This window comes from Rhodovulum sp. 12E13 (assembly GCF_003340565.1).
Taxonomy (GTDB): Bacteria; Pseudomonadota; Alphaproteobacteria; order Rhodobacterales; family Rhodobacteraceae; genus HLUCCA09.
In genome coordinates this window covers 179,069-196,146 of record NZ_QPLK01000008.1, presented here as the reverse complement: position 1 = coordinate 196,146, position 17,078 = coordinate 179,069, and the positions used below count along the sequence as shown (strand labels likewise).

The window sequence follows — 17,078 nt, the reverse complement described above, 5'->3', positions numbered from 1 at the left end:
ATCTCGTCGCCCACGTTGATCACGCCCCGCTCGACGCGGCCCGTCACCACCGTGCCGCGGCCCGAGATCGAGAACACGTCCTCGATCGGCATCAGGAACGGCTGGTCGATCGGCCGCTCCGGCGTGGGGATGTACTCGTCCACCGCCGCCAGAAGCTCGCGGATCTTCTCCTCGCCGATCTCGGGGCTGTTGCCCTCCATCGCCGCCAGCGCAGAGCCCGCCACGATCGGGATGTCGTCGCCGGGGAAGTCGTAGGACGACAGAAGCTCGCGCACCTCCATCTCGACGAGCTCCAGCAGCTCCTCGTCGTCGACCTGGTCGACCTTGTTGAGAAACACCACCAGCGCCGGAACGCCCACCTGCCGGGCCAGCAGGATGTGCTCGCGCGTCTGCGGCATCGGCCCGTCGGCGGCGTTGACCACCAGGATCGCGCCGTCCATCTGCGCCGCGCCCGTGATCATGTTCTTCACGTAGTCGGCGTGGCCGGGGCAGTCGACATGCGCGTAGTGGCGGTTGTCGGTCTCGTACTCGACATGCGCCGTCGAGATCGTGATCCCGCGCGCCTTCTCCTCCGGCGCGCCGTCGATCTGGTCGTAGGCCCGGAAATCGCCGAAATACTTCGTGATCGCAGCCGTCAGCGTCGTCTTGCCGTGGTCGACGTGCCCGATCGTGCCGATGTTCACGTGCGGCTTCGTGCGTTCGAACTTCTGCTTCGCCATGCCTCTTGAGCGCCTCGTCGTCGGGGGGAGACGCGCGAGAGCGGTCCCCCGGGGTGGATGATCGCGCGGGGGCCTAAGGCGAATTGCCGCGGAGTGCAAGCGCCTTCGCGGGGCGGCGCGAGGCCCGCGCGGCCGGCCGCGGCGACGGGACTGTCGGAGGCGGCGACGGGGTGGCGCCTACGGGGTGGCGGCGCCGACGGGGCTGCGGGGGCGGCAGGCCGTGCCCCTCAGTTGCGCACGATCTCGTTGTCGACGATCCGGGCGGTCGTCGCGGCGCCGGGGCGCGACTCGAACCACTCGGGGTTTTCCCGCATCCAGCGCTCGATCAGGCGGGCGCCGTTCTCGGCGATGTTCTCGACCTGCTCCTCGCGGCCGAGCGTCAGGCCCGACCCCACGAGCGCCGCATCGGCGCCGAGGCGCTCGTAGACCACGATGATCTCGGGCTCCTCGTTGATCTTGCCGCCGGCGGCGTCGTCCCAGATGGTGACGCCGATGATGGCGACCGACTTGGGCGCGGCCACCAGCGGCACGCCCGGCACCGCCACCGAGTAGCCGTTGACCGAGACCGCGATGTGGTAGAGTTGGTCGCCGTCGAACCGCGAGAAACGCTCGTCGATCGCCTGCGTGAAGGCGGCCTCCCACTCCTCTTCCGTCACGTCGCGCGACGGCTCCACCTTCTGCGTGCCGTCGGCCACGACGATGTTGTAGCCCAGCCGGAAGGCGCCGAGCGGCTCGGGCGGCGCGGTCAGGTCGGCGTCGGGTGCCGAACAGGCGGCGAGGGCGAGCGTGGCGATCAGGCCGGCGCATGCGGCAGCGCGGGCAGCGGGGCGGCGAGGCATCCGTGTCTCCTGTAGCGTCGCTTCCTTGGGTAGCGGGGCAGGGCGGCGAGGGCAATTGCCGAGCGGTCGCGGCTGCCTACCTGTTAGCCCATGCCCGACGACGCGCCCCCCTTTGCCGACCCGCACGCCGCCGATGCCCCGCTCGAGCGTCTGCCGGCCCGCCTCGCCCACCGCGAGGGGCCGGCGGGCCTGTGGCAGGCCTGGCGCACCAGCCAGCGCAACGTGCTCGAGCTGATCCCGGCCGAGGCGTTCCGCGACTGGGCGGTGGCGGGCACGAGCCCCGCGCGGTTCCTCATGGTGACCGAGCCCGAAGCGATCCGACGGATGCTGCAGACGCGGGTCGAGGATTACCCGAAATCCGAGATTGCCCGGTCGATGCTGCGCCCCGTGATCGGCGACTCGATGCTCGTGGCCGAGGGGGCGGAGTGGCGCCGCCAGCGCCGGGCGGCCGCGCCCGCCTTCCAGCCGCGGCACCTCGACGGCCTCGGGCCGCTGATGTCGGCGGCGGCCGAGCGGGCCGCGGAGCGTGTCGGTCGGGCCGAGGGGCGCGCGGCCGACCTGCTGGCCGAAATGATCGCCGCGACCTTCGAGGTGATCTCCGACGTGACCTTCTCCGGCGAGGAGGGGGTGGGGCGTGATACGGTGGAGCGGGCGCTCTACGCCTACGGCGAGGCGGCCGGGAAGATGAGCATCCTCGACGTGCTCGGCGCGCCCGCCTGGGTGCCGCGCCCGGCGCGGATGCGCCCCGATCCCGCGCTCGACGACCTCAAGCGCCACGCCGACGCCCGCATCGCCGCGCGGCGGGGACGCGAGGCCGCCGGCCCGCCGGACCTGCTCGACCTGCTGGTGCGGGCCGAGGGGCCCGGCGCGGGCGACTTCTCGGGGACGGACGTGCGCGACAACCTGCTCGCCTTCATCGTCGCGGGCCACGAGACGACTGCGCTGACGCTGGCCTGGGCGCTCTACCTTCTGGGCTTCGACGAGGCGGCGCAGGAGCGGGCACGCGACGAGGCACACGCCGTGCTGGGCGGCCGCGTGGCCGAGGCGGCCGACGTCGAGCGGCTGCCCTTCGTGCGCGCGGTGATCGACGAGACGCTGCGCCTCTACCCGCCGGCCGCCTTTCTCAGCCGGCAGGCGCAGGAGGTCGACGAACTGGCCGGCGTGCAGGTGCTGCCGGGCGACACGGTGTCGGTGCCGATCTATGCCGTTCACCGCCATCGCCGCCTCTGGGAGCGGCCCGACGCCTTCGATCCGGCGCGATTCGAGCACGGGCCGCCCGTGGCGCGCTACGCCTACCTGCCCTTCGGCGACGGGCCGCGCGTGTGCATCGGCGCCCGCTTCGCCCTGCAGGAGGCCGTCATCATTCTTGCCACGTTGCTCGCCCGCTTCCGTTTCCGTGCCGTGGCGGGGAAGGCGCCGGTGCCGACACTGGTCATCACGCTCCGCCCCGAGGGCGGCGTCTGGCTCGAGGTCGAGCGGGCAGGGTGAGACCGGCGGGACAGGTCGGCGCCCCACCCCTTCGCTTTCGGTCACGCACGGGATATGTCCCCCGGGCGAGAGGGAGGCCGCAATGGCACAGAGAGATTTCGTCGGAAAGCTGCGGCTCGGGGTCAACATCGACCACGTGGCCACCGTGCGCAACGCCCGCGGTGGCGACGTGCCGGATCCGGTGCGCGCGGCGCGTCTGGCCGAGGCCGCGGGCGCCGACGGCATCACCGCCCATCTGCGGGAGGATCGCCGCCATATCGGCGACCGCGACATCGAGCGGCTGATCGCGGGCATCGGCGTGCCGCTCAACTTCGAGATGGCGGCGACGGGCGAGATGCAGGCCATCGCCCTGCGCCACCGCCCCCACGCCGTGTGCCTCGTGCCCGAGCGGCGCGAGGAGCGCACCACCGAGGGCGGGCTCGACGTGGCGGGCGACGAGAATCGGCTGGCGCATTTCATCGCGCCGCTGGCCGAGGCAGGCTGCCGGGTGTCGATCTTCGTGGCCGCCGACGCGCGGCAGATCGAGGCCGCCGCCCGGATCGGTGCCGCGGTGGTCGAGCTGCACACCGGCGCCTATTGCGACGCCCACGCGGAAGGGCGGCACGACGCGCGCGACGCCGAGCTCGCCCGGCTGCGGGAGATGGCGGCGCTCGCCCACCGCCTGGGGCTCGAGGTGCATGCCGGTCATGGCCTCGCCTACGACACGGTGAAGCCGATCGCGGCGATCCCCGAGGTGGTGGAGCTGAACATCGGGCACTTCCTGATCGGCGAGGCGATCTTTAAAGGGCTCGAACACGCGATCCGCCACATGCGCGCGCTGATGGAGGCCGCCCGCGGCACGCCGCTGCCGGGCTGAGGCCGCTTTCCGCCCGCGCGCGCCGGCCGCCCCACCCACCCACCCGCGCCCGGCCCCCGCGGGCGGAAAGCGGCCTCGGCCGGGCGGCCTGGGCATGGGCGCCCCTGTCCCGCCGGGACGATCATGTGCCCGGAATGCGCCCCGCCGCGGCTCAGGGCAGGTAGACGGCCTCGGCCATCAGCACCCGCGTGCCGGTCTCGTCGAATAACTCCAGCGTCGTCGCGGTGATCTGGAGGCGGGCGACCTGACCCAGCGCCTCGGTGAGCGCCCGTTCGCTTGTGTCGAGCGGCGGCGGACAGGCCATCATCGTCATCGCTGCCTGCCCGAAGGAGAGCGCGTCGCCGGCGCCCCGCTCGTAGCCGCCGCGCATCATGTTGCAGCCGACCGTGGCGTTGAACGCGGAGGTCGTGTCGCCGTCTGGCGAATGCAGGATCAGGTAGGGCTCGCGGCTCCCCTCCATCGGGGCGATCTCGTCGCCACCGATCTCGAGGAGACGCCAGTAGGTGTCGGTCAGCGCGGCGTCGGCGCGCGCGCGGTCGCAGGTATCGCCGGGCGCGAAGCGGGAGAAACGGTCGATGACCAGGTGCGTGCGGTCGGGCCCCTCCATGGCCGGGCGCATGGCCAGCGTCCCCTCGAGCACGGCCAGCACGGCCTCGCCCGGGTCGCGGTCCTCGATCGCGAGGTAGGCGCGCTCGGCCTCGATATAGGCGCCTTCCATGGCCACCGGGTAGCTGCGCCCCGTCAGGCAGACCGAGAAGGTCGCCGCATCGGCCATGTAGCGGAACATTCCCGTCATCGGCAGCGAGACCGCGGCGGGGTCGAGCGGGCCGGCGGCGAGCGTGTAGGGCAGGTCGCTCTCGATGGACTCGCCCCCGGGCGTCATTAGCCGCAGGTCGCCATTGCCGCGCACCTCGAGAAAGACCGGGGCCTCGCGCCCGCCCCGCAGCACGATGGCGCGGCGCGCGGGGTCGGCGTGCCAGCGGCCGATGTCGGCGGCGCTCTGGTCAGGGTAATCCTGGCGCAGGTGGAACACCTGGTCGGGCCAGAGATCGAGGTGCCACTCCGCCCCGGGACCGGAGGCCATGGGGATCGTGCCGGTGAACGAGCCGGGCAGGGCGAGGCCCGGTGCGGTGAGCACCTGCGCCTCTGCGCCGTCCTGCGCGCGGGCGCTGCCGGAATGCGGGCCGGCAGGGGAGAGGGCGAGCGCCGCGACGAGCGGCAGGAGGGGGAGCAGACGCATGGGGCGGGCCTCGGCGATTGGCATGGCGGTCGGAGAGCATGCTGCCGCGACGTCGTCGGCCATGCAATCCTCGCGGTGCGTCTCGACCCGGACCACGCTGCCCCGGTCTCCCGGCCGAGGGTCGCCGCCTCGCTCGGGGCGATGCCCTCAGGCGCGTTCGAGCGACAGCAGGGTGGCGAGCTCCGCGTTGTCGTCGACGAGATCGGCCAGCGTCACGTCGTCGAGCGCGGCGTAGAAGGCCTCGACCGCGCGGCCGAGCGTCCCCTTCAGGCGGCAGGCGCAGGTGAGCGGGCAGTGGTTGTCGGCGGCGGCGAAGCATTCGGCGAAGGGCACCGTCGCCTCGAACAGGCGGAACACCTCGCCCACCGAGACGGTCGCCGGTGCGCGCGCGAGCCGGATGCCGCCGCCCCGCCCCCGCGTCGTGTCGATATAGCCCGCCTGTCCGAGCATGTTGACGACGACGCCGAGATGGTTCTCCGACGCGTTGCAGGCCGCCGCGATCTCGTGCTTGCGCACCAAGCGCCCCTGATGAACGGCGCAGAACATCAGCGCGCGCATCGCGAGGTTGGTGCGGATGGTTAGGCGCATCGCGGCTCCGCCGGGAAAAGGTGCATTGCGGATGCATAATCGCGCGGGGCCCGCGGCACCTTGATCCAGATCAGGTGCCCCGGGCCGTGGCGCCCACGGCGATCGACGCGGCTCCGCGCGCATCCGCGACCGCGCCCCTGACCGCGACCGTGACAGGCCCCTGCGCAAGCGAAAGGGGCCGGCCCGCCTGGTGCGGACCGGCCCATGGGCTCGGGTCCGGGTGCCGTTCACTCCGCCGGGACCGAGGCGACCTGCGCCTCGGGCGGGGCGGCGAAGTGCAGCCGGTGCAGGTGCCAGACCAGCGCGATCATCGCGACCTGCAGCGCCAGCGCCGGAGCGGTGAAGGCCCAGTAGGCGACGCCGAACTCGGCGACGAGGCCCGAGGCGACGAGGCCCTTGTTGACCCAGAAGTGCAGCATCACCGACAGGGCGACCCCGGGGCAGACCAGAGCGTAGGAGCCGGCCGAGCGGGTGCCCTCGGCGCTCAGGAAGCGCCGTGCATAGCCCTGCCGCGCCATGACCAGCAGGCCGAGCCCGGCGAAGAGAACCTGCAACGCGAGGAACTTCGTCAGCGTCATGAAGGTGGCGCCGGCCTGCGCATGGACGTCGAGCGTCGTGTGCAGGCCGTGGCTCGTCCGCATCCAGGCGATGCCGAGCACGGTGACGATCGGCACGAGGATCATCAGCGTCGGCGCGGCCTCGGGCGCGGTGCCGTGCTGGACCATCGAGACAACGGCGAGCGTCAGCATCACGGCCGCGATCAGCGTGGCGGCGACCATGAAGAAGGTGGCGAGCGCCAGAGAGGTCGCCACGACCCAGGGCGTGGTCGACAGGGCGGCCGGCGCGGCGAGGCCCACGGCGACCATCGACAGCGCGAAGGCCGGCAGGAGCTGGGCGAACGAGGTGTTGGCGTGGGTGTCGAAGCCGCCCTCGCTCAGGATGCGGCCGAAGAAGCGGCCGAGCAGCCGGAAGGCGAAGACACCGATGGCGACGAAGGCGATCATGGCCAGCGGGAAGAGGTATTCGACCACGCTCCAGAGGCCCGGCACGAAGACGAGACCGAGGATGAAGCCCACGTTGACGGCCATCGCCAGCGTCAGCGGCACGCCCTTGAGCTGGCTCTCGGCGTTCGTGGTGTGCAGCCTGGCATACGCGTCGGACCGCTTGAACTCGGCCAGCTTGCGCAGGTTCCACACCAGCAGCTTGATGTGGAGCGCGGCGAAGACGGCGATGCCGGTCAGCGCCAGCGCCACCATGCCCTTGCCGAGGGGCCCAGCGGCGGTGAAGTAGGCGAGGATGTCCTCGAAGACCGGCACCGGCTGGCCGGGATGGGGCACCCAGAACATAAGGTACATGAAGAACGTCACGGTCAGGCCGCCCGCGCCGAGCGCGGCGAGGAAGTAGAGCGGCGACCAGGCCTGCTCTGCGGCGGGTTTCGCTGCTTGCGTCATGTCTGTCTCCCTTGGCTCGCCGGGTCGAACCCCGGCTGCGATGGAGACGGTCTAGACGTCCGGGGCGGGCCCGGTCGGTGACAATGTTACCGAAGTCGTCGATCTTTTCGCCCTGTCCCGCCGGCCGGCGGGACAGGGCGGCGCGTCAGTCGTCCTGTCCCAGACCCTCGAGGGCTGCGCGGTCGGTGAGGCGGATCGTGCCGCGCGACTGCTCGACCCAGCCGCGACGCTGGAATTCCTGCAGCTGGCGCGAGATCACCTCGCGCGCGGTGCCGAGCTCGGTCGCCAGCACCGCGTGGGTGGCCTTCACGCTGTCGGCGCCGCGCGACAGCTCCACCAGCTTCTGCGCCAGTCGCACGTCCATCCGCTGGAAGGCGATCTCGTCGATGACGTGGAACAGGTCGGTGATCCGCCGCGCGTAGGCCGAGAAGACGAAGGTGCGGAAGCTTTCCGACCGCGCCACCAGTTCGTCGAAGACCGTGCGCGGGATCATCACCGCCTTCACGTCGGTCTCGGCGACGCCCTCGGCGGCGTAGTTCTCGTAGGCGAGCAGGCACGCGGTGGTGAGCACGCAGCTCTCGCCGGCGTGGACGCGGTAGAGCACGATCTCGCGCCCCGATTCGGAGGTTTGCTGCACCCGAACCGTGCCCTCGAGCAGCAGAAGCAGGTTCTCGGGGCTCTTGCCGGGGCCGAAGACGACGGTGCCCGCAGGCACCGACACGTAGCGCGAGCGCGCGACGAGGGTCTCCTGCACCTCGCGGTCGAGGCGCTCGAGCCCGCGGAAATGGCCGATCCAGCTGTCTTCTGCGGCCTGTGCCATGCGCAGCGTTCCTCCGTCGTCCCGTCTCAGCCGTCCTGCCGCTCGGCGATCCGCTCGACCAGTTCGGCGCGGTTGGCCGAGATGTCGGCCACGGTCAGCCGGTCGAGCACCGCCATGAAGGCGCCGGTCGCCTCGTGCAACGCGGCCGACAGGCGGCAGATCCCGATGAGCGGGCAGGTGTTCGATTCGGGGACGAAGCATTCGACCAGTTCGGGTTCGCCCTCGGTCAGGCGCACCACGTCGCCCACGATGATCTTTCCGGGCGCCATGCCGAGGCGGAAGCCGCCACCACGGCCCCGCTTCGTCTCGAGATAGCCGGCCCGTCCGAGCGCGTGCACGATCTTGACGACGTGCGGCCGCGCGAGCCCGTGCACTGCCACCACGTCGTCGACGCGCACGAGATCGGGCGCGCGCAGAGCCGTGAGCTGCAGCACGCGCAGGGCGTAGGTGGTGTAGGTCGTCAGTTTCATGGGCGGGTCGCGCTCCCCCCGTCGACATGCCCTACATATAGGCCGCATGGCGGCGGCACAATTGTCCTGCCGGTTCCGCAGTTTCGCCGTGTGGCGGCGCTAGTCTGCGGAACGCGCCGCGCCGACCTATATGGGCGGGTAGTGCCGTGATCGTCGCCAACTGCCGAGGGAGACCGTTGATGAGAGTGCTGAAAGCCGCCTGCCTCGCCGTGCTGCTCGCGCAGCCTGCGCTTGCTCGGGGTGGCGCGGCGGCCGAGGATCCGAGCGCCTATGACGCCGCGCCGATCATCGACCGCGCCGTCGACGAGCTGGCGGAGATGCGCGCGCTTATCGACGAGATGCAGGAGGTCGGGGAGCGCGATCGCTGGCTCGGGCGCTCGCGCGCCGACGTCGAGGCCGATCTCGACGCCCATCTCGACGATCTGATCGCGATGATCGTGGGCGATACCTATTCCGAGGCGCGGCAGCGCCTTCTGCGGGCCGACGCGCGCATCGCCGAGATCGAGGCCGAGATGGATCAGTTGCGCGTCGACCGGCTGACCGCGCGCCCCTCCGACGAGGTGATGACACGGCTCGACACGGTGCTCATGCGCGAGCACGCGGCCGGTTCGCTCGAGGATATCGAGCAACGGCTCGAGCGCGGCGCCGACAGGCTGGGCGAGCTGCGCCGCACTCGCGCCGGGATCGAGCGCGACTTCGTGCGCGCGATGGCCGGCGAATACGGCATCGAGCTTACGCAGGAGCAGGCGCGCGCCATCCTCTACCAGGTCAACGGCCGGTCGATCGTCGAGGCCAGCATCGCCTTCACGGTGCTCCAGCAGGTCGAGCGGCGCCTCGGCGAGATCCGGACGACCGTCACCAGCAACGACACGCTCCGGCGCTACTACGGGGTGGCCGCGGTCATGCGGCTCGTCTCGGCGCGCCTGCACGAGCTGCACCTTCGCGACTACCGCGAGGTCTGGCTGCCCAACCTCGCGGAGTTCGAGGCCGACAACGCCGCCCTCATCGAGGAGACGCGCGCCCTGCTCGCGGAGGCGCCCGACGCGGCGACGGCCGCGCGCTACGCGGCGAATCTCGAGATCCAGGAAGAGATTGCGGGCGTCGTGGATCGGTATCGCGATCTGCTGCTCGGCCGGCAGGCGCTGTTGGAGGAGCGGCTCGCCGCGGCGGCCGACGACGCGACGCTCGCCGTCAACACGCTGCGCACGCTCAACCAGGCGGTGGTGCTCTTCGACCGGTTCGCGTGGCAGCAGGCGGAATTCGAGGCGCTGATGGCGATCGAGAACGAGGCGCTCATCCCGCTCGAGGGCGACGACCTCGAGGGCTTCCTCGACATCTCCCGGGCGCTCGCGGGCAGCTGACGGGGACGCGCCCGGCGCGTATTGCGGAGATCCTCGTGCACGGGGCCTCTTGCCGGGGCTGGCGTCGCCGGGCGGGATGCGGCAAGCCGTCGGGGGAAGGGGCGGGAGCGGCGCATGATCCTCGGTATCGGAACCGATCTGGCGAACATCGAGCGCATGGAGCGGGTGCTCGACCGCTGGGGCGACCGCTTCCGCGACCGGGTCTTCACGCCCGTCGAGCGGCGCAAGGCCGAGCGGCGGCGCGAGACGGCGGCGACCTACGCCAAGCGATGGGCGGCGAAGGAAGCCTGCTCCAAGGCGCTCGGCACCGGCCTGCGCATGGGAATCGCCTGGCGCGACATGGCGGTGACCAACCTCGCCACCGGGCAGCCGGTGATGCATGTCACCGGCTGGGCGGCCGAGAGGCTGGCCGAGATGACGCCGCCGGGGCATGAGGCGATCATTCATGTCACCCTGACCGACGACCACCCCTGGGCGCAGGCGGTGGTGCTGATCGAGGCGCGCCCGCTGCCGCAATCCGCCATGGAGAGAGCCTGACATGCCCGACGCCGTCGCCCCCCGCCTCGCCCGCGCGCTGCGGGCGCTCGCCCTGTCCCTCGTCAATGCCACCCTGATCCTCCTGGCGGCCTGCCTGTTCCTCGCCTGGCAAGTGACGGCCACAGTCGACCGGGTCGGCGTGCGCATGGCGGAGGCGGCCGCCGTGCAGGTGGCCCGCCTCGCCCCGCTTGCCGACGAGATCGCCCTGACCCGCGGCGAGATTGCCGGGCTCCGGGCCGATCTCGCCGAGCTCGGGGAGGGGGCCGACGAGGGGGCCGCCCGCCTCGGCGCGACCCTGGGAGAGCGCCTCGCCGAGGCCGAGGCGCGGCTCGATGCGGTGTCGGGCGAAGTGGCCGGGGCGCTCGCCGCGGTCGCCGCCGACCCGGGCGTGCTGGTCGACCGCGCTGTGGCGGCGGGCGTCGATCGGGCCGGGCTCTGGGCGGCGGGCCTGCGCGGCTGCACCCTGCCGGCCGCCGCCCCGCAGGATGCACGGCCGGGCGGGCCGCCCGAGGGGGCGTGAGCGGCCCGGTGCCTTGCTTGACTCCCCCCTCCCCCGCCCGCATGTAGCCGCGCGAGGGCGGGCAGTCGCCTCGGCGACAAGAACAGGCGGGCAGGATGGCGAGCATTCGGGAAGGTCTCTCCGAGACGGTCAAGACGGTCGTCTACGCGCTGCTGATCGCCGGTGTCTTTCGCACCCTGTTCTTCCAGCCGTTCTGGATTCCCTCGGGCTCGATGAAGGACACGCTGCTGATCGGCGATTTCCTGTTCGTCAACAAGATGGCCTACGGCTATTCGCAGCATTCCTGCCCCTTCTCGATGTGCGGCTTCATCGAGGGGCGGTGGCTGGCGCGCGAGCCTGCGCAGGGCGACGTCGTGGTGTTCCGCCACCCCGTCAACGGGCAAGACTTCATCAAGCGGCTCGTCGGCCTTCCGGGCGACCGGGTGCAGATGCGCGACGGCGTGCTCCATCTCAACGGCGAGGCGGTGGGCATGGAGCCGGCCGGCACCTTCGAGGAGGTCTACGCGCCGCAGGGCCCGCAGCGCCTGACGCCGCAATGCGCCAACGCACCGGTCGGACAGGGCGGCACCTGCGAGAAGGCGCGCTTCGTCGAGACGCTGCCGAACGGGGCCGCGCACAACATTCTCGACGTGCGGTCGGGGCCGAACGACAACACGCCCGTCTACACCGTGCCCGAGGGCCACTATTTCTTCATGGGCGACAACCGCGACAACTCCACCGACAGCCGGGTCAACCCGCTCGCCCGCGGCGTCGGCTTCGTGCCCGAGGAAAACCTGATCGGCCGGGCCGACCGGGTGATGTTCTCTGCCGCGGGGCGTTCGCTCTTCTTCGTCTGGACATGGCGGCCCGACCGGTTCTTCCATCGCATCGAATGAAGCTTTCGGCCGACTTGCGCGACTTCCAGCACCGGCTGGGCCACGCGTTCGCCCGGCCGGAGCTGCTGGTGCGGGCGCTGACCCATTCCTCGCTCTCGTCCGATAGCCGCCCCGACAATCAGCGGCTGGAGTTCCTCGGCGACCGGGTGCTGGGCCTCGTCATGGCCGAGGCGCTGCTGGCGGCCGATGCCGACGCGAAGGAAGGCCAGCTCGCTCCCCGCTACAACGCGCTGGTGCGGCGCGAGACCTGCGCCGAGGTGGCGGGCGAGATCGGGCTGGGCGACGTGCTCAAGCTCGGCCGATCGGAGACCATGACCGGCGGGCGGCGCAAGGCGGCCCTGCTGGCCGATGGCATGGAGGCCGTGATCGCCGCGGTCTACCTCGACGCGGGGTTCAACGCCGCCCGCGCGCTTGTGCTGCGCCTCTGGGGCGACCGCGTGGGCCGCGTGGCCGAGGATGCGCGCGACCCCAAGACGGCGCTGCAGGAATGGGCGCAGGCGCGGGGCATGAAACCGCCCGCCTACGAGCAGGTCGCCCGCTCCGGCCCCGACCATGCGCCCGAATTCACCATCCGCGCCCGGCTGGAGAGCGGGGCGGCCGCCGAGGCCCGCGCGCCCTCAAAGCGCGCCGCCGAACAGGCGGCCGCGCAGGCCCTGCTGGCCGAGGTCGAGCGGGGCGGCTGAGGCCGGGCGGCGGCTGGCGGCCGACCCACCCGCCCACCCCCGCCCGCCAGCCGCCGCCCGGCCACGTCCCGAAGCGCTGGCGGCGCGCGCCGGTCTCGCCTATGTCTGGCCCCTTGCATCGGAGGTGCCCCATGACCACACGCTGCGGCTTCGTCGCGCTCATCGGCGAGCCGAACGCCGGCAAATCGACGCTGCTCAACCGGATGGTCGGCGCCAAGGTGTCGATCGTCACCCACAAGGTGCAGACGACGCGCGCCCGCATTCGCGGCGTCGCGATCGAGGGCGACGCGCAGCTCGTCTTCGTCGACACGCCGGGACTGTTCCGTCCCCGCCGCCGGCTCGACCGGGCGATGGTCGCCGCCGCCTGGGGCGGCGCGGCGGATGCCGACATGGTCGTGCTTCTGGTCGAGGCCCATCGCGGGCTGACAGAGGGCGTGCGCGCCATCCTCGACGCGCTCGCCACTCAGGCCAGGGGGCGCCCCGTGGCGCTCGCCATCAACAAGATCGACCGGGTGGAGCCGCCCGCGCTTCTGTCGCTGGCCGAGGAGATGAACGCGGCCCACGATTTCGTGCGCACGTTCATGATCTCGGCCGACCGGGGCCACGGCGTGGACGACCTGCGCCGGTGGCTCGCGGACGAGATGCCCGAGGGCCCTTGGCTCTACCCAGAGGACCAGATCGCCGACCTGCCCCTGCGCATGATCGCCGCCGAGATCACCCGCGAGAAGCTGACCCTCCGCCTGCACGAGGAGCTGCCCTACCAGCTCACGGTCGAGACCGAGAACTGGGAGGATCGCAAGGACGGCTCGACCCGCATCGACCAGCTGATCTACGTCGCCCGCGACGGCCACAAGGGGATCGTGCTCGGCAAGGGCGGCGCGACGCTCAAGGCGGTCGGGCAGGCGGCCCGGGCGGAGCTCGAGGAGTTTCTGGGCCGCAAGGTGCACCTCTTCACCCAGGTCAAGGTGCGCCCCGGCTGGCTGGACGAGGCCGAGCGCTATTCCGAGATGGGGCTCGATTTCCGAGATGGCGAGGGGTGAGGCGCGCATGAGGGAGCCGTTATGAGCCGCCTCGCCGCGGGCCTCTGGGTCGATGCCTACCGCCTGCGCTGCGAGGCCGAGGGCATCCCCGTCTATATCGGCGCGCGGGGCGATGCCACGGCCGGGGCGATCCTCGTCAAGCTCGCCACGCTCGACGGCCGCGCGCGCGCCTTCCAGCGGATCACCGCGCTCGACGGCTCGCGGCCCTGGGACGTGCTGGCCGAGGGCGACGAGCCCGAGGTCGATGCCGCCATCGCCCGAGCGCGCCGCTTCGACCCCGATCTCTGGGTGGTCGAGATCGAGGACAGGCTGGGCCGCCACCTGCTCGACTCGCCGGGGCTGGACTAGCCGCCCCACCGGTCGGCGGCCTCTCATCCTCGCACAATGCGTGTTTGAACACGGAAAGAAGCGGGCAGGCGTGACCGCGGGGTTTCTTTCTGTTCCAAATACGCAGGCGCGCGCCCGGCCGGGCGCGCAAAACGTGGGGGCATGCGGCGAAGCCGCTCTGCCGGATCACCGCGAATGGAGGGGGCGCTGGCACTCGAATGGCGCGAAGACGGGGTGCTGCTGGCGGTGCGCCGGCACGGCGAGGGCAGCGCGTTGGCCGAGGTCTTCACCGAAGGTCACGGCCGCCATGCGGGCCTCGTGCGCGGCGGAGGCGGGCGGCGGCTCGCGCCGCTCCTGCAGCCCGGCGCGCAGCTCGACGTGGCGTGGCGCGCCCGGCTCGAGGAGCACCTCGGCAGCTTCACGGTCGAGCCGGTGCGGGGGCGGGCGGCAGCGCTGATGGGCGACCGGGCGGCGCTGGCTGGCCTCGCCGCGGTCACGGCGCTCGCCGCCTTCGCCCTGCCCGAGCGGCAGCCCTACCCCGCCTTCTACCACCAGACCGTCGCCGTGCTCGACCTGATCGGCCAGAGCGCGGTGTGGCCTTATGCCTATCTGAGGTGGGAGGCGGCTCTGCTGGCCGAGATGGGATTCGGCCTCGATCTTTCCACCTGCGCGGCGACCGGAGCGACGGAGGGGCTCGTCTACGTTTCGCCCCGCACCGGCCGGGCCGTGAGCGCGGCGGGCGCAGGGGCATGGGCCGACCGGCTTCTGCCCCTGCCGCCGGCGCTCCGGGGCGAGGGGGAGGGGCCGCTCGCCGAGGTGCGCACCGGGCTGGTCACCACCGGCCATTTCCTTGAGCGGCGGCTCGTGCCATCGCTTGGCAACCGGCCGTTGCCGGGGGCACGCGGGCGGCTGGTCGAGGCGTTGGCGCGGCTGCCAGGCTGAGACGGGCGTGGTCAGGCGGGCGTCGCGCGCCCCGCCTCGTCGAGAAAGGCGGCCGAGGCGAGCACCGCGTCCTTCGCCGGTCTGAAGGTGATGCCCAGCTCTTCCCGGGCGCGAGCGTTCGACAGGCGCTTCTCGTCGCCGATCGCGGGCAGGATCGCGCGCACCGCGGGATCGGCGAGCGCGAGCGCGCGCAGGAGCCATCTCGGCGCGATGCGGGTGGGGATGCGCCGGCCGGGGAAAGCGTCGGCGAGCCACCGGGTCATCTCGGGCGCCATGACGAACCGCTCGGCGGCGATGTAGCGGCGCCCGGCCGTTGCGGGCCGCTCGAGCGCGGCGACATGCATCGCCGAGACGTCGGCCACGTCGACCACGGCGAGCCCGAAATCCGGCACCATCGGGTCCTTGCCGGACAGGAACCGCGCGACCACCTGCAGGGACGTGCCGTAGCGCGCGTCGAGCGGGCGACCGACGACGAGGCCGGGGTTGATCGCCGTCAGCTGCATCTCGGGGTGGTCGGCCGCGAAGTTCCATGCCGCGCGCTCGGCCAGCGTCTTGGATCTGGCATAGGGCGTGGCGGTGGGGTGACCGGTCTCCGTCCAGTCCTCTTCGGTATGGACGTGACCCTGGGGCCGCTCGTTGTGCAGGATCGCCACCACCGACGACGTGAGCACGACGCGCGTGACACCGGCGGACTGCGCGGCCCGCAGGGCGCGCAGCGTGCCGTCGACGGCGGGGCGGGTAAGCTCCGCATCGGTCTTCGGCTGGGCGAGGGGGAAGGGCGACGCGGTGTGGACAAGCGCCCGTGCACCGTCCATCGCCTCGGGCCAGCCCGCATCCGTCGTGAGGTCGGCCTCGGAAAAGGAAAGACGGGCGTCGGCCGCTGCCGGATCGCGCAGCACCGGGCGGAGGGCGGCGCGCACCTCGCCGGTGCGGGCAGGCGATCGCAGCGTGCCGCGTACCGCGTAGCCCGCGTTCAGCAGGTCGGCCGCGATGCGCTTGGCGATGAAGCCTGTGATCCCGGTCAGCACGACCGGCCCGGGATCGGGGTCGCGGGGCCTGTCGGACATGCACGGCTCCTCTCATGTCGTCCCTGCTTACCGTGGGTCGGGGCAGGAGGGTTTCAAGGTGCCCGGTCACCGGCGCTCAGGCGAGGCCGGCCAGCGTCCGGGCGGTGGCGGTCACGGCGGCGCGCGGGTCGGTCATCTTGCGGCCGAGCAGCGCCTCTGCCGTGGCCGTCTCAACCCGCTCTCTGCGGCCCAGCCCGCCGGCCGCCGCACGCACTGACGGCGAGACGAGGGCGACGAGCCGCACCGCCCAGTCGGGCGCGGTCAGCCGTGAGGCGCGGGCATGGGGGACGGCCTGCCGGACGAGGGTGGCGACCTCCTGCAGGGGCACGCTGTCGGCGACCATCAGGATGCGCGCGCCATCCTCCGCGCCGAGCGCCTTCATGTGCGCCTCCGCGACGTCGCCGACCGTGACGCAGGGAATGTGCAGGCGGGGCAAGAGCGGGTCGCGCCCGCGGATAAGCCGGTCGATCAGGGCCAGCGAGCTTGTCGCGGGGCCGCCCAGCGGCGGGCCGAACACGACGCCGGGGTTGATCGTGGCCAGCGCGATGCCGGCCTCGGCGGCGATCCGGCGGGCCTCGCGCTCGGCCAGGGTCTTGGCGCGCGCATAGGCGCGGACGGCGGGGTTCCCGGCGTCGGTCCAGTCGGCGGCGGTGAAGAGGTCGGCCGGGTTCTTGCCGCGCGGGGTCAGCACCGCCGCTATGGACGAGGTGACGACGACACGCGAGATGCCGGCGCGGGCGGCCGCCTCCATCACCCGGCGCGTGCCCTCGAGCGCGGGGAGGATCACGTCGTCGTCGCGCTTCGGCGCACCGACAGGCACGGGCGAGGCGGTGTGAAGCACCGCGTCGATGTCCGCCATCGCCGCATCCCACCCCGCGTCGCGCAAGAGGTCGAGCGCGGCCGGCTCGACGGGGCCGCCCACGGCGCCCGCGATCTCGGCCGCGCGGGCCGGGTCACGCATGCTGGCGCGCACGGCATGGCCCTCGGCCAGCGCGCGGGCGGTGACGTGGCGGCCGACATAGCCGCCCGCGCCGGTCACGAGCAGGCGCAGCGGGCGGGTCATGGCCGGCGCTGCGCGACCGGCCGGCGCGTGGGTCTGAGGAATGCCGCTGCAGTCATGGGCGGACGCTGGCGCAAGGCGGCGCGGCTTGCAACGGCCAGGAACGATCACTGCCCGCACCGTGCGGCGCGCACCATGCAGCAGGGGAACCGACGCCCCCGCAACGGCGCCGGTGATCGGGCCCTGCCGGGGCGA

At 72.5% G+C, this 17,078-nt stretch carries 19 protein-coding genes; 10 read left to right on the top strand and 9 right to left on the bottom strand.

Going from position 1 to position 17,078, the window contains the following annotated elements; all coding sequences use genetic code 11:
* Both DLJ49_RS09760 and DLJ49_RS09755 read right to left on the bottom strand, forming a co-directional pair.
* A partial coding sequence (locus tag DLJ49_RS09760; protein WP_115393347.1) for an elongation factor Tu occupies positions 1-719 on the bottom strand: 719 nt, incomplete at its 3' end.
* A gap of 227 nt (positions 720-946) precedes the next feature.
* Entirely contained in the window at positions 947-1,558 is a 612-nt protein-coding gene (locus tag DLJ49_RS09755; protein WP_115393346.1) for a hypothetical protein, read from the bottom strand.
* 90 nt (positions 1,559-1,648) lie between these two features.
* On the opposite strand from DLJ49_RS09755, the gene DLJ49_RS09750 reads away from it, so the two are divergent.
* Both DLJ49_RS09750 and DLJ49_RS09745 read left to right on the top strand, forming a co-directional pair.
* Positions 1,649-3,046, top strand: coding sequence for a cytochrome P450 (locus tag DLJ49_RS09750; RefSeq protein ID WP_115393345.1), 1,398 nt, complete (start codon positions 1,649-1,651; stop codon positions 3,044-3,046).
* Positions 3,047-3,128: 82 nt separating this feature from the next.
* Positions 3,129-3,902 (top strand): pyridoxine 5'-phosphate synthase, encoded by a 774-nt coding sequence (locus DLJ49_RS09745; RefSeq protein ID WP_115393344.1) that lies wholly within the window; start codon positions 3,129-3,131, stop codon positions 3,900-3,902.
* A gap of 151 nt (positions 3,903-4,053) precedes the next feature.
* On the opposite strand, the gene DLJ49_RS09740 is transcribed toward DLJ49_RS09745, so the two are convergent.
* The 5 genes from DLJ49_RS09740 to DLJ49_RS09720 form a co-directional block, all read right to left on the bottom strand.
* Complete coding sequence (locus DLJ49_RS09740; RefSeq protein ID WP_158547441.1) at positions 4,054-5,142, bottom strand: META domain-containing protein; 1,089 nt, start codon at positions 5,140-5,142, stop codon at positions 4,054-4,056.
* A gap of 147 nt (positions 5,143-5,289) precedes the next feature.
* Positions 5,290-5,730: an RrF2 family transcriptional regulator gene (locus tag DLJ49_RS09735; protein WP_115393342.1), complete on the bottom strand. Its 441-nt coding sequence runs from the start codon at positions 5,728-5,730 to the stop codon at positions 5,290-5,292.
* Positions 5,731-5,957: 227 nt separating this feature from the next.
* Complete coding sequence (locus DLJ49_RS09730; protein ID WP_115393341.1) at positions 5,958-7,181, bottom strand: TsoY family (seleno)protein; 1,224 nt, start codon at positions 7,179-7,181, stop codon at positions 5,958-5,960.
* Between the two features lie 145 nt (positions 7,182-7,326).
* On the bottom strand, positions 7,327-8,001 hold the full coding sequence (locus tag DLJ49_RS09725; RefSeq protein ID WP_115393340.1) for a Crp/Fnr family transcriptional regulator: 675 nt from the start codon (positions 7,999-8,001) through the stop codon (positions 7,327-7,329).
* A 26-nt stretch (positions 8,002-8,027) separates the two neighbouring features.
* On the bottom strand, positions 8,028-8,471 hold the full coding sequence (locus DLJ49_RS09720; RefSeq protein WP_115393339.1) for an Rrf2 family transcriptional regulator: 444 nt from the start codon (positions 8,469-8,471) through the stop codon (positions 8,028-8,030).
* A 179-nt stretch (positions 8,472-8,650) separates the two neighbouring features.
* On the opposite strand from DLJ49_RS09720, the gene DLJ49_RS09715 reads away from it, so the two are divergent.
* The 8 genes from DLJ49_RS09715 (at position 8,651) to recO (ending at position 14,756) form a co-directional block, all read left to right on the top strand.
* The gene (locus DLJ49_RS09715; protein WP_115393338.1) at positions 8,651-9,832 is read left to right on the top strand and encodes a hypothetical protein; all 1,182 of its coding nucleotides are present in this window, start codon (positions 8,651-8,653) and stop codon (positions 9,830-9,832) included.
* A 114-nt stretch (positions 9,833-9,946) separates the two neighbouring features.
* A complete protein-coding gene (acpS, locus tag DLJ49_RS09710) occupies positions 9,947-10,369 on the top strand; it encodes a holo-ACP synthase (protein WP_115393337.1) in 423 nt (140 codons plus the stop codon).
* A 1-nt stretch (position 10,370) separates the two neighbouring features.
* Complete coding sequence (locus DLJ49_RS09705) at positions 10,371-10,889, top strand: hypothetical protein (protein ID WP_115393336.1); 519 nt, start codon at positions 10,371-10,373, stop codon at positions 10,887-10,889.
* Positions 10,890-10,984: 95 nt separating this feature from the next.
* A complete protein-coding gene (gene lepB / locus DLJ49_RS09700; protein WP_115393335.1) occupies positions 10,985-11,764 on the top strand; it encodes a signal peptidase I in 780 nt (259 codons plus the stop codon).
* Entirely contained in the window at positions 11,761-12,447 is a 687-nt protein-coding gene (rnc, locus tag DLJ49_RS09695; protein WP_115393334.1) for a ribonuclease III, read from the top strand. Before lepB ends, rnc begins: the two co-directional genes overlap by 4 nt.
* A 131-nt stretch (positions 12,448-12,578) precedes the next feature.
* Positions 12,579-13,487 carry a GTPase Era gene (era, locus tag DLJ49_RS09690; RefSeq protein ID WP_115393333.1) on the top strand — a complete coding sequence of 303 codons (909 nt, stop codon included), beginning with the start codon at positions 12,579-12,581 and terminating at the stop codon, positions 13,485-13,487.
* A 21-nt stretch (positions 13,488-13,508) separates the two neighbouring features.
* Complete coding sequence (locus tag DLJ49_RS09685; RefSeq protein ID WP_115393332.1) at positions 13,509-13,835, top strand: DUF1491 family protein; 327 nt, start codon at positions 13,509-13,511, stop codon at positions 13,833-13,835.
* Between the two features lie 174 nt (positions 13,836-14,009).
* Complete coding sequence (recO, locus tag DLJ49_RS09680; protein WP_115393331.1) at positions 14,010-14,756, top strand: DNA repair protein RecO; 747 nt, start codon at positions 14,010-14,012, stop codon at positions 14,754-14,756.
* An 11-nt stretch (positions 14,757-14,767) separates the two neighbouring features.
* On the opposite strand, the gene DLJ49_RS09675 is transcribed toward recO, so the two are convergent.
* The gene (locus tag DLJ49_RS09675) at positions 14,768-15,823 is read right to left on the bottom strand and encodes an NAD-dependent epimerase/dehydratase family protein (RefSeq protein ID WP_115393330.1); all 1,056 of its coding nucleotides are present in this window, start codon (positions 15,821-15,823) and stop codon (positions 14,768-14,770) included.
* 76 nt (positions 15,824-15,899) lie between these two features.
* Positions 15,900-16,886 carry an NAD-dependent epimerase/dehydratase family protein gene (locus DLJ49_RS09670; RefSeq protein WP_158547440.1) on the bottom strand — a complete coding sequence of 329 codons (987 nt, stop codon included), beginning with the start codon at positions 16,884-16,886 and terminating at the stop codon, positions 15,900-15,902.
* Positions 16,887-17,078: the final 192 nt, after the last annotated feature.

Bases quoted from the DNA above. Each gene is read 5' to 3' on its own strand.
- DLJ49_RS09755 (WP_115393346.1), bottom strand. From the start codon at position 1,558: ATGCCTCGCCGCCCCGCTGCCCGCGCTGCCGCATGCGCCGGCCTGATC.
- DLJ49_RS09750 (WP_115393345.1), top strand. From the start codon at position 1,649: ATGCCCGACGACGCGCCCCCCTTTGCCGACCCGCACGCCGCCGATGCC.
- DLJ49_RS09745 (WP_115393344.1), top strand. From the start codon at position 3,129: ATGGCACAGAGAGATTTCGTCGGAAAGCTGCGGCTCGGGGTCAACATC.
- DLJ49_RS09740 (WP_158547441.1), bottom strand. From the start codon at position 5,142: ATGCGTCTGCTCCCCCTCCTGCCGCTCGTCGCGGCGCTCGCCCTCTCC.
- DLJ49_RS09735 (WP_115393342.1), bottom strand. From the start codon at position 5,730: ATGCGCCTAACCATCCGCACCAACCTCGCGATGCGCGCGCTGATGTTC.
- DLJ49_RS09730 (WP_115393341.1), bottom strand. From the start codon at position 7,181: ATGACGCAAGCAGCGAAACCCGCCGCAGAGCAGGCCTGGTCGCCGCTC.
- DLJ49_RS09725 (WP_115393340.1), bottom strand. From the start codon at position 8,001: ATGGCACAGGCCGCAGAAGACAGCTGGATCGGCCATTTCCGCGGGCTC.
- DLJ49_RS09720 (WP_115393339.1), bottom strand. From the start codon at position 8,471: ATGAAACTGACGACCTACACCACCTACGCCCTGCGCGTGCTGCAGCTC.
- DLJ49_RS09715 (WP_115393338.1), top strand. From the start codon at position 8,651: ATGAGAGTGCTGAAAGCCGCCTGCCTCGCCGTGCTGCTCGCGCAGCCT.
- acpS (WP_115393337.1), top strand. From the start codon at position 9,947: ATGATCCTCGGTATCGGAACCGATCTGGCGAACATCGAGCGCATGGAG.
- DLJ49_RS09705 (WP_115393336.1), top strand. From the start codon at position 10,371: ATGCCCGACGCCGTCGCCCCCCGCCTCGCCCGCGCGCTGCGGGCGCTC.
- lepB (WP_115393335.1), top strand. From the start codon at position 10,985: ATGGCGAGCATTCGGGAAGGTCTCTCCGAGACGGTCAAGACGGTCGTC.
- rnc (WP_115393334.1), top strand. From the start codon at position 11,761: ATGAAGCTTTCGGCCGACTTGCGCGACTTCCAGCACCGGCTGGGCCAC.
- era (WP_115393333.1), top strand. From the start codon at position 12,579: ATGACCACACGCTGCGGCTTCGTCGCGCTCATCGGCGAGCCGAACGCC.
- DLJ49_RS09685 (WP_115393332.1), top strand. From the start codon at position 13,509: ATGAGCCGCCTCGCCGCGGGCCTCTGGGTCGATGCCTACCGCCTGCGC.
- recO (WP_115393331.1), top strand. From the start codon at position 14,010: ATGGAGGGGGCGCTGGCACTCGAATGGCGCGAAGACGGGGTGCTGCTG.
- DLJ49_RS09675 (WP_115393330.1), bottom strand. From the start codon at position 15,823: ATGTCCGACAGGCCCCGCGACCCCGATCCCGGGCCGGTCGTGCTGACC.
- DLJ49_RS09670 (WP_158547440.1), bottom strand. From the start codon at position 16,886: ATGACCCGCCCGCTGCGCCTGCTCGTGACCGGCGCGGGCGGCTATGTC.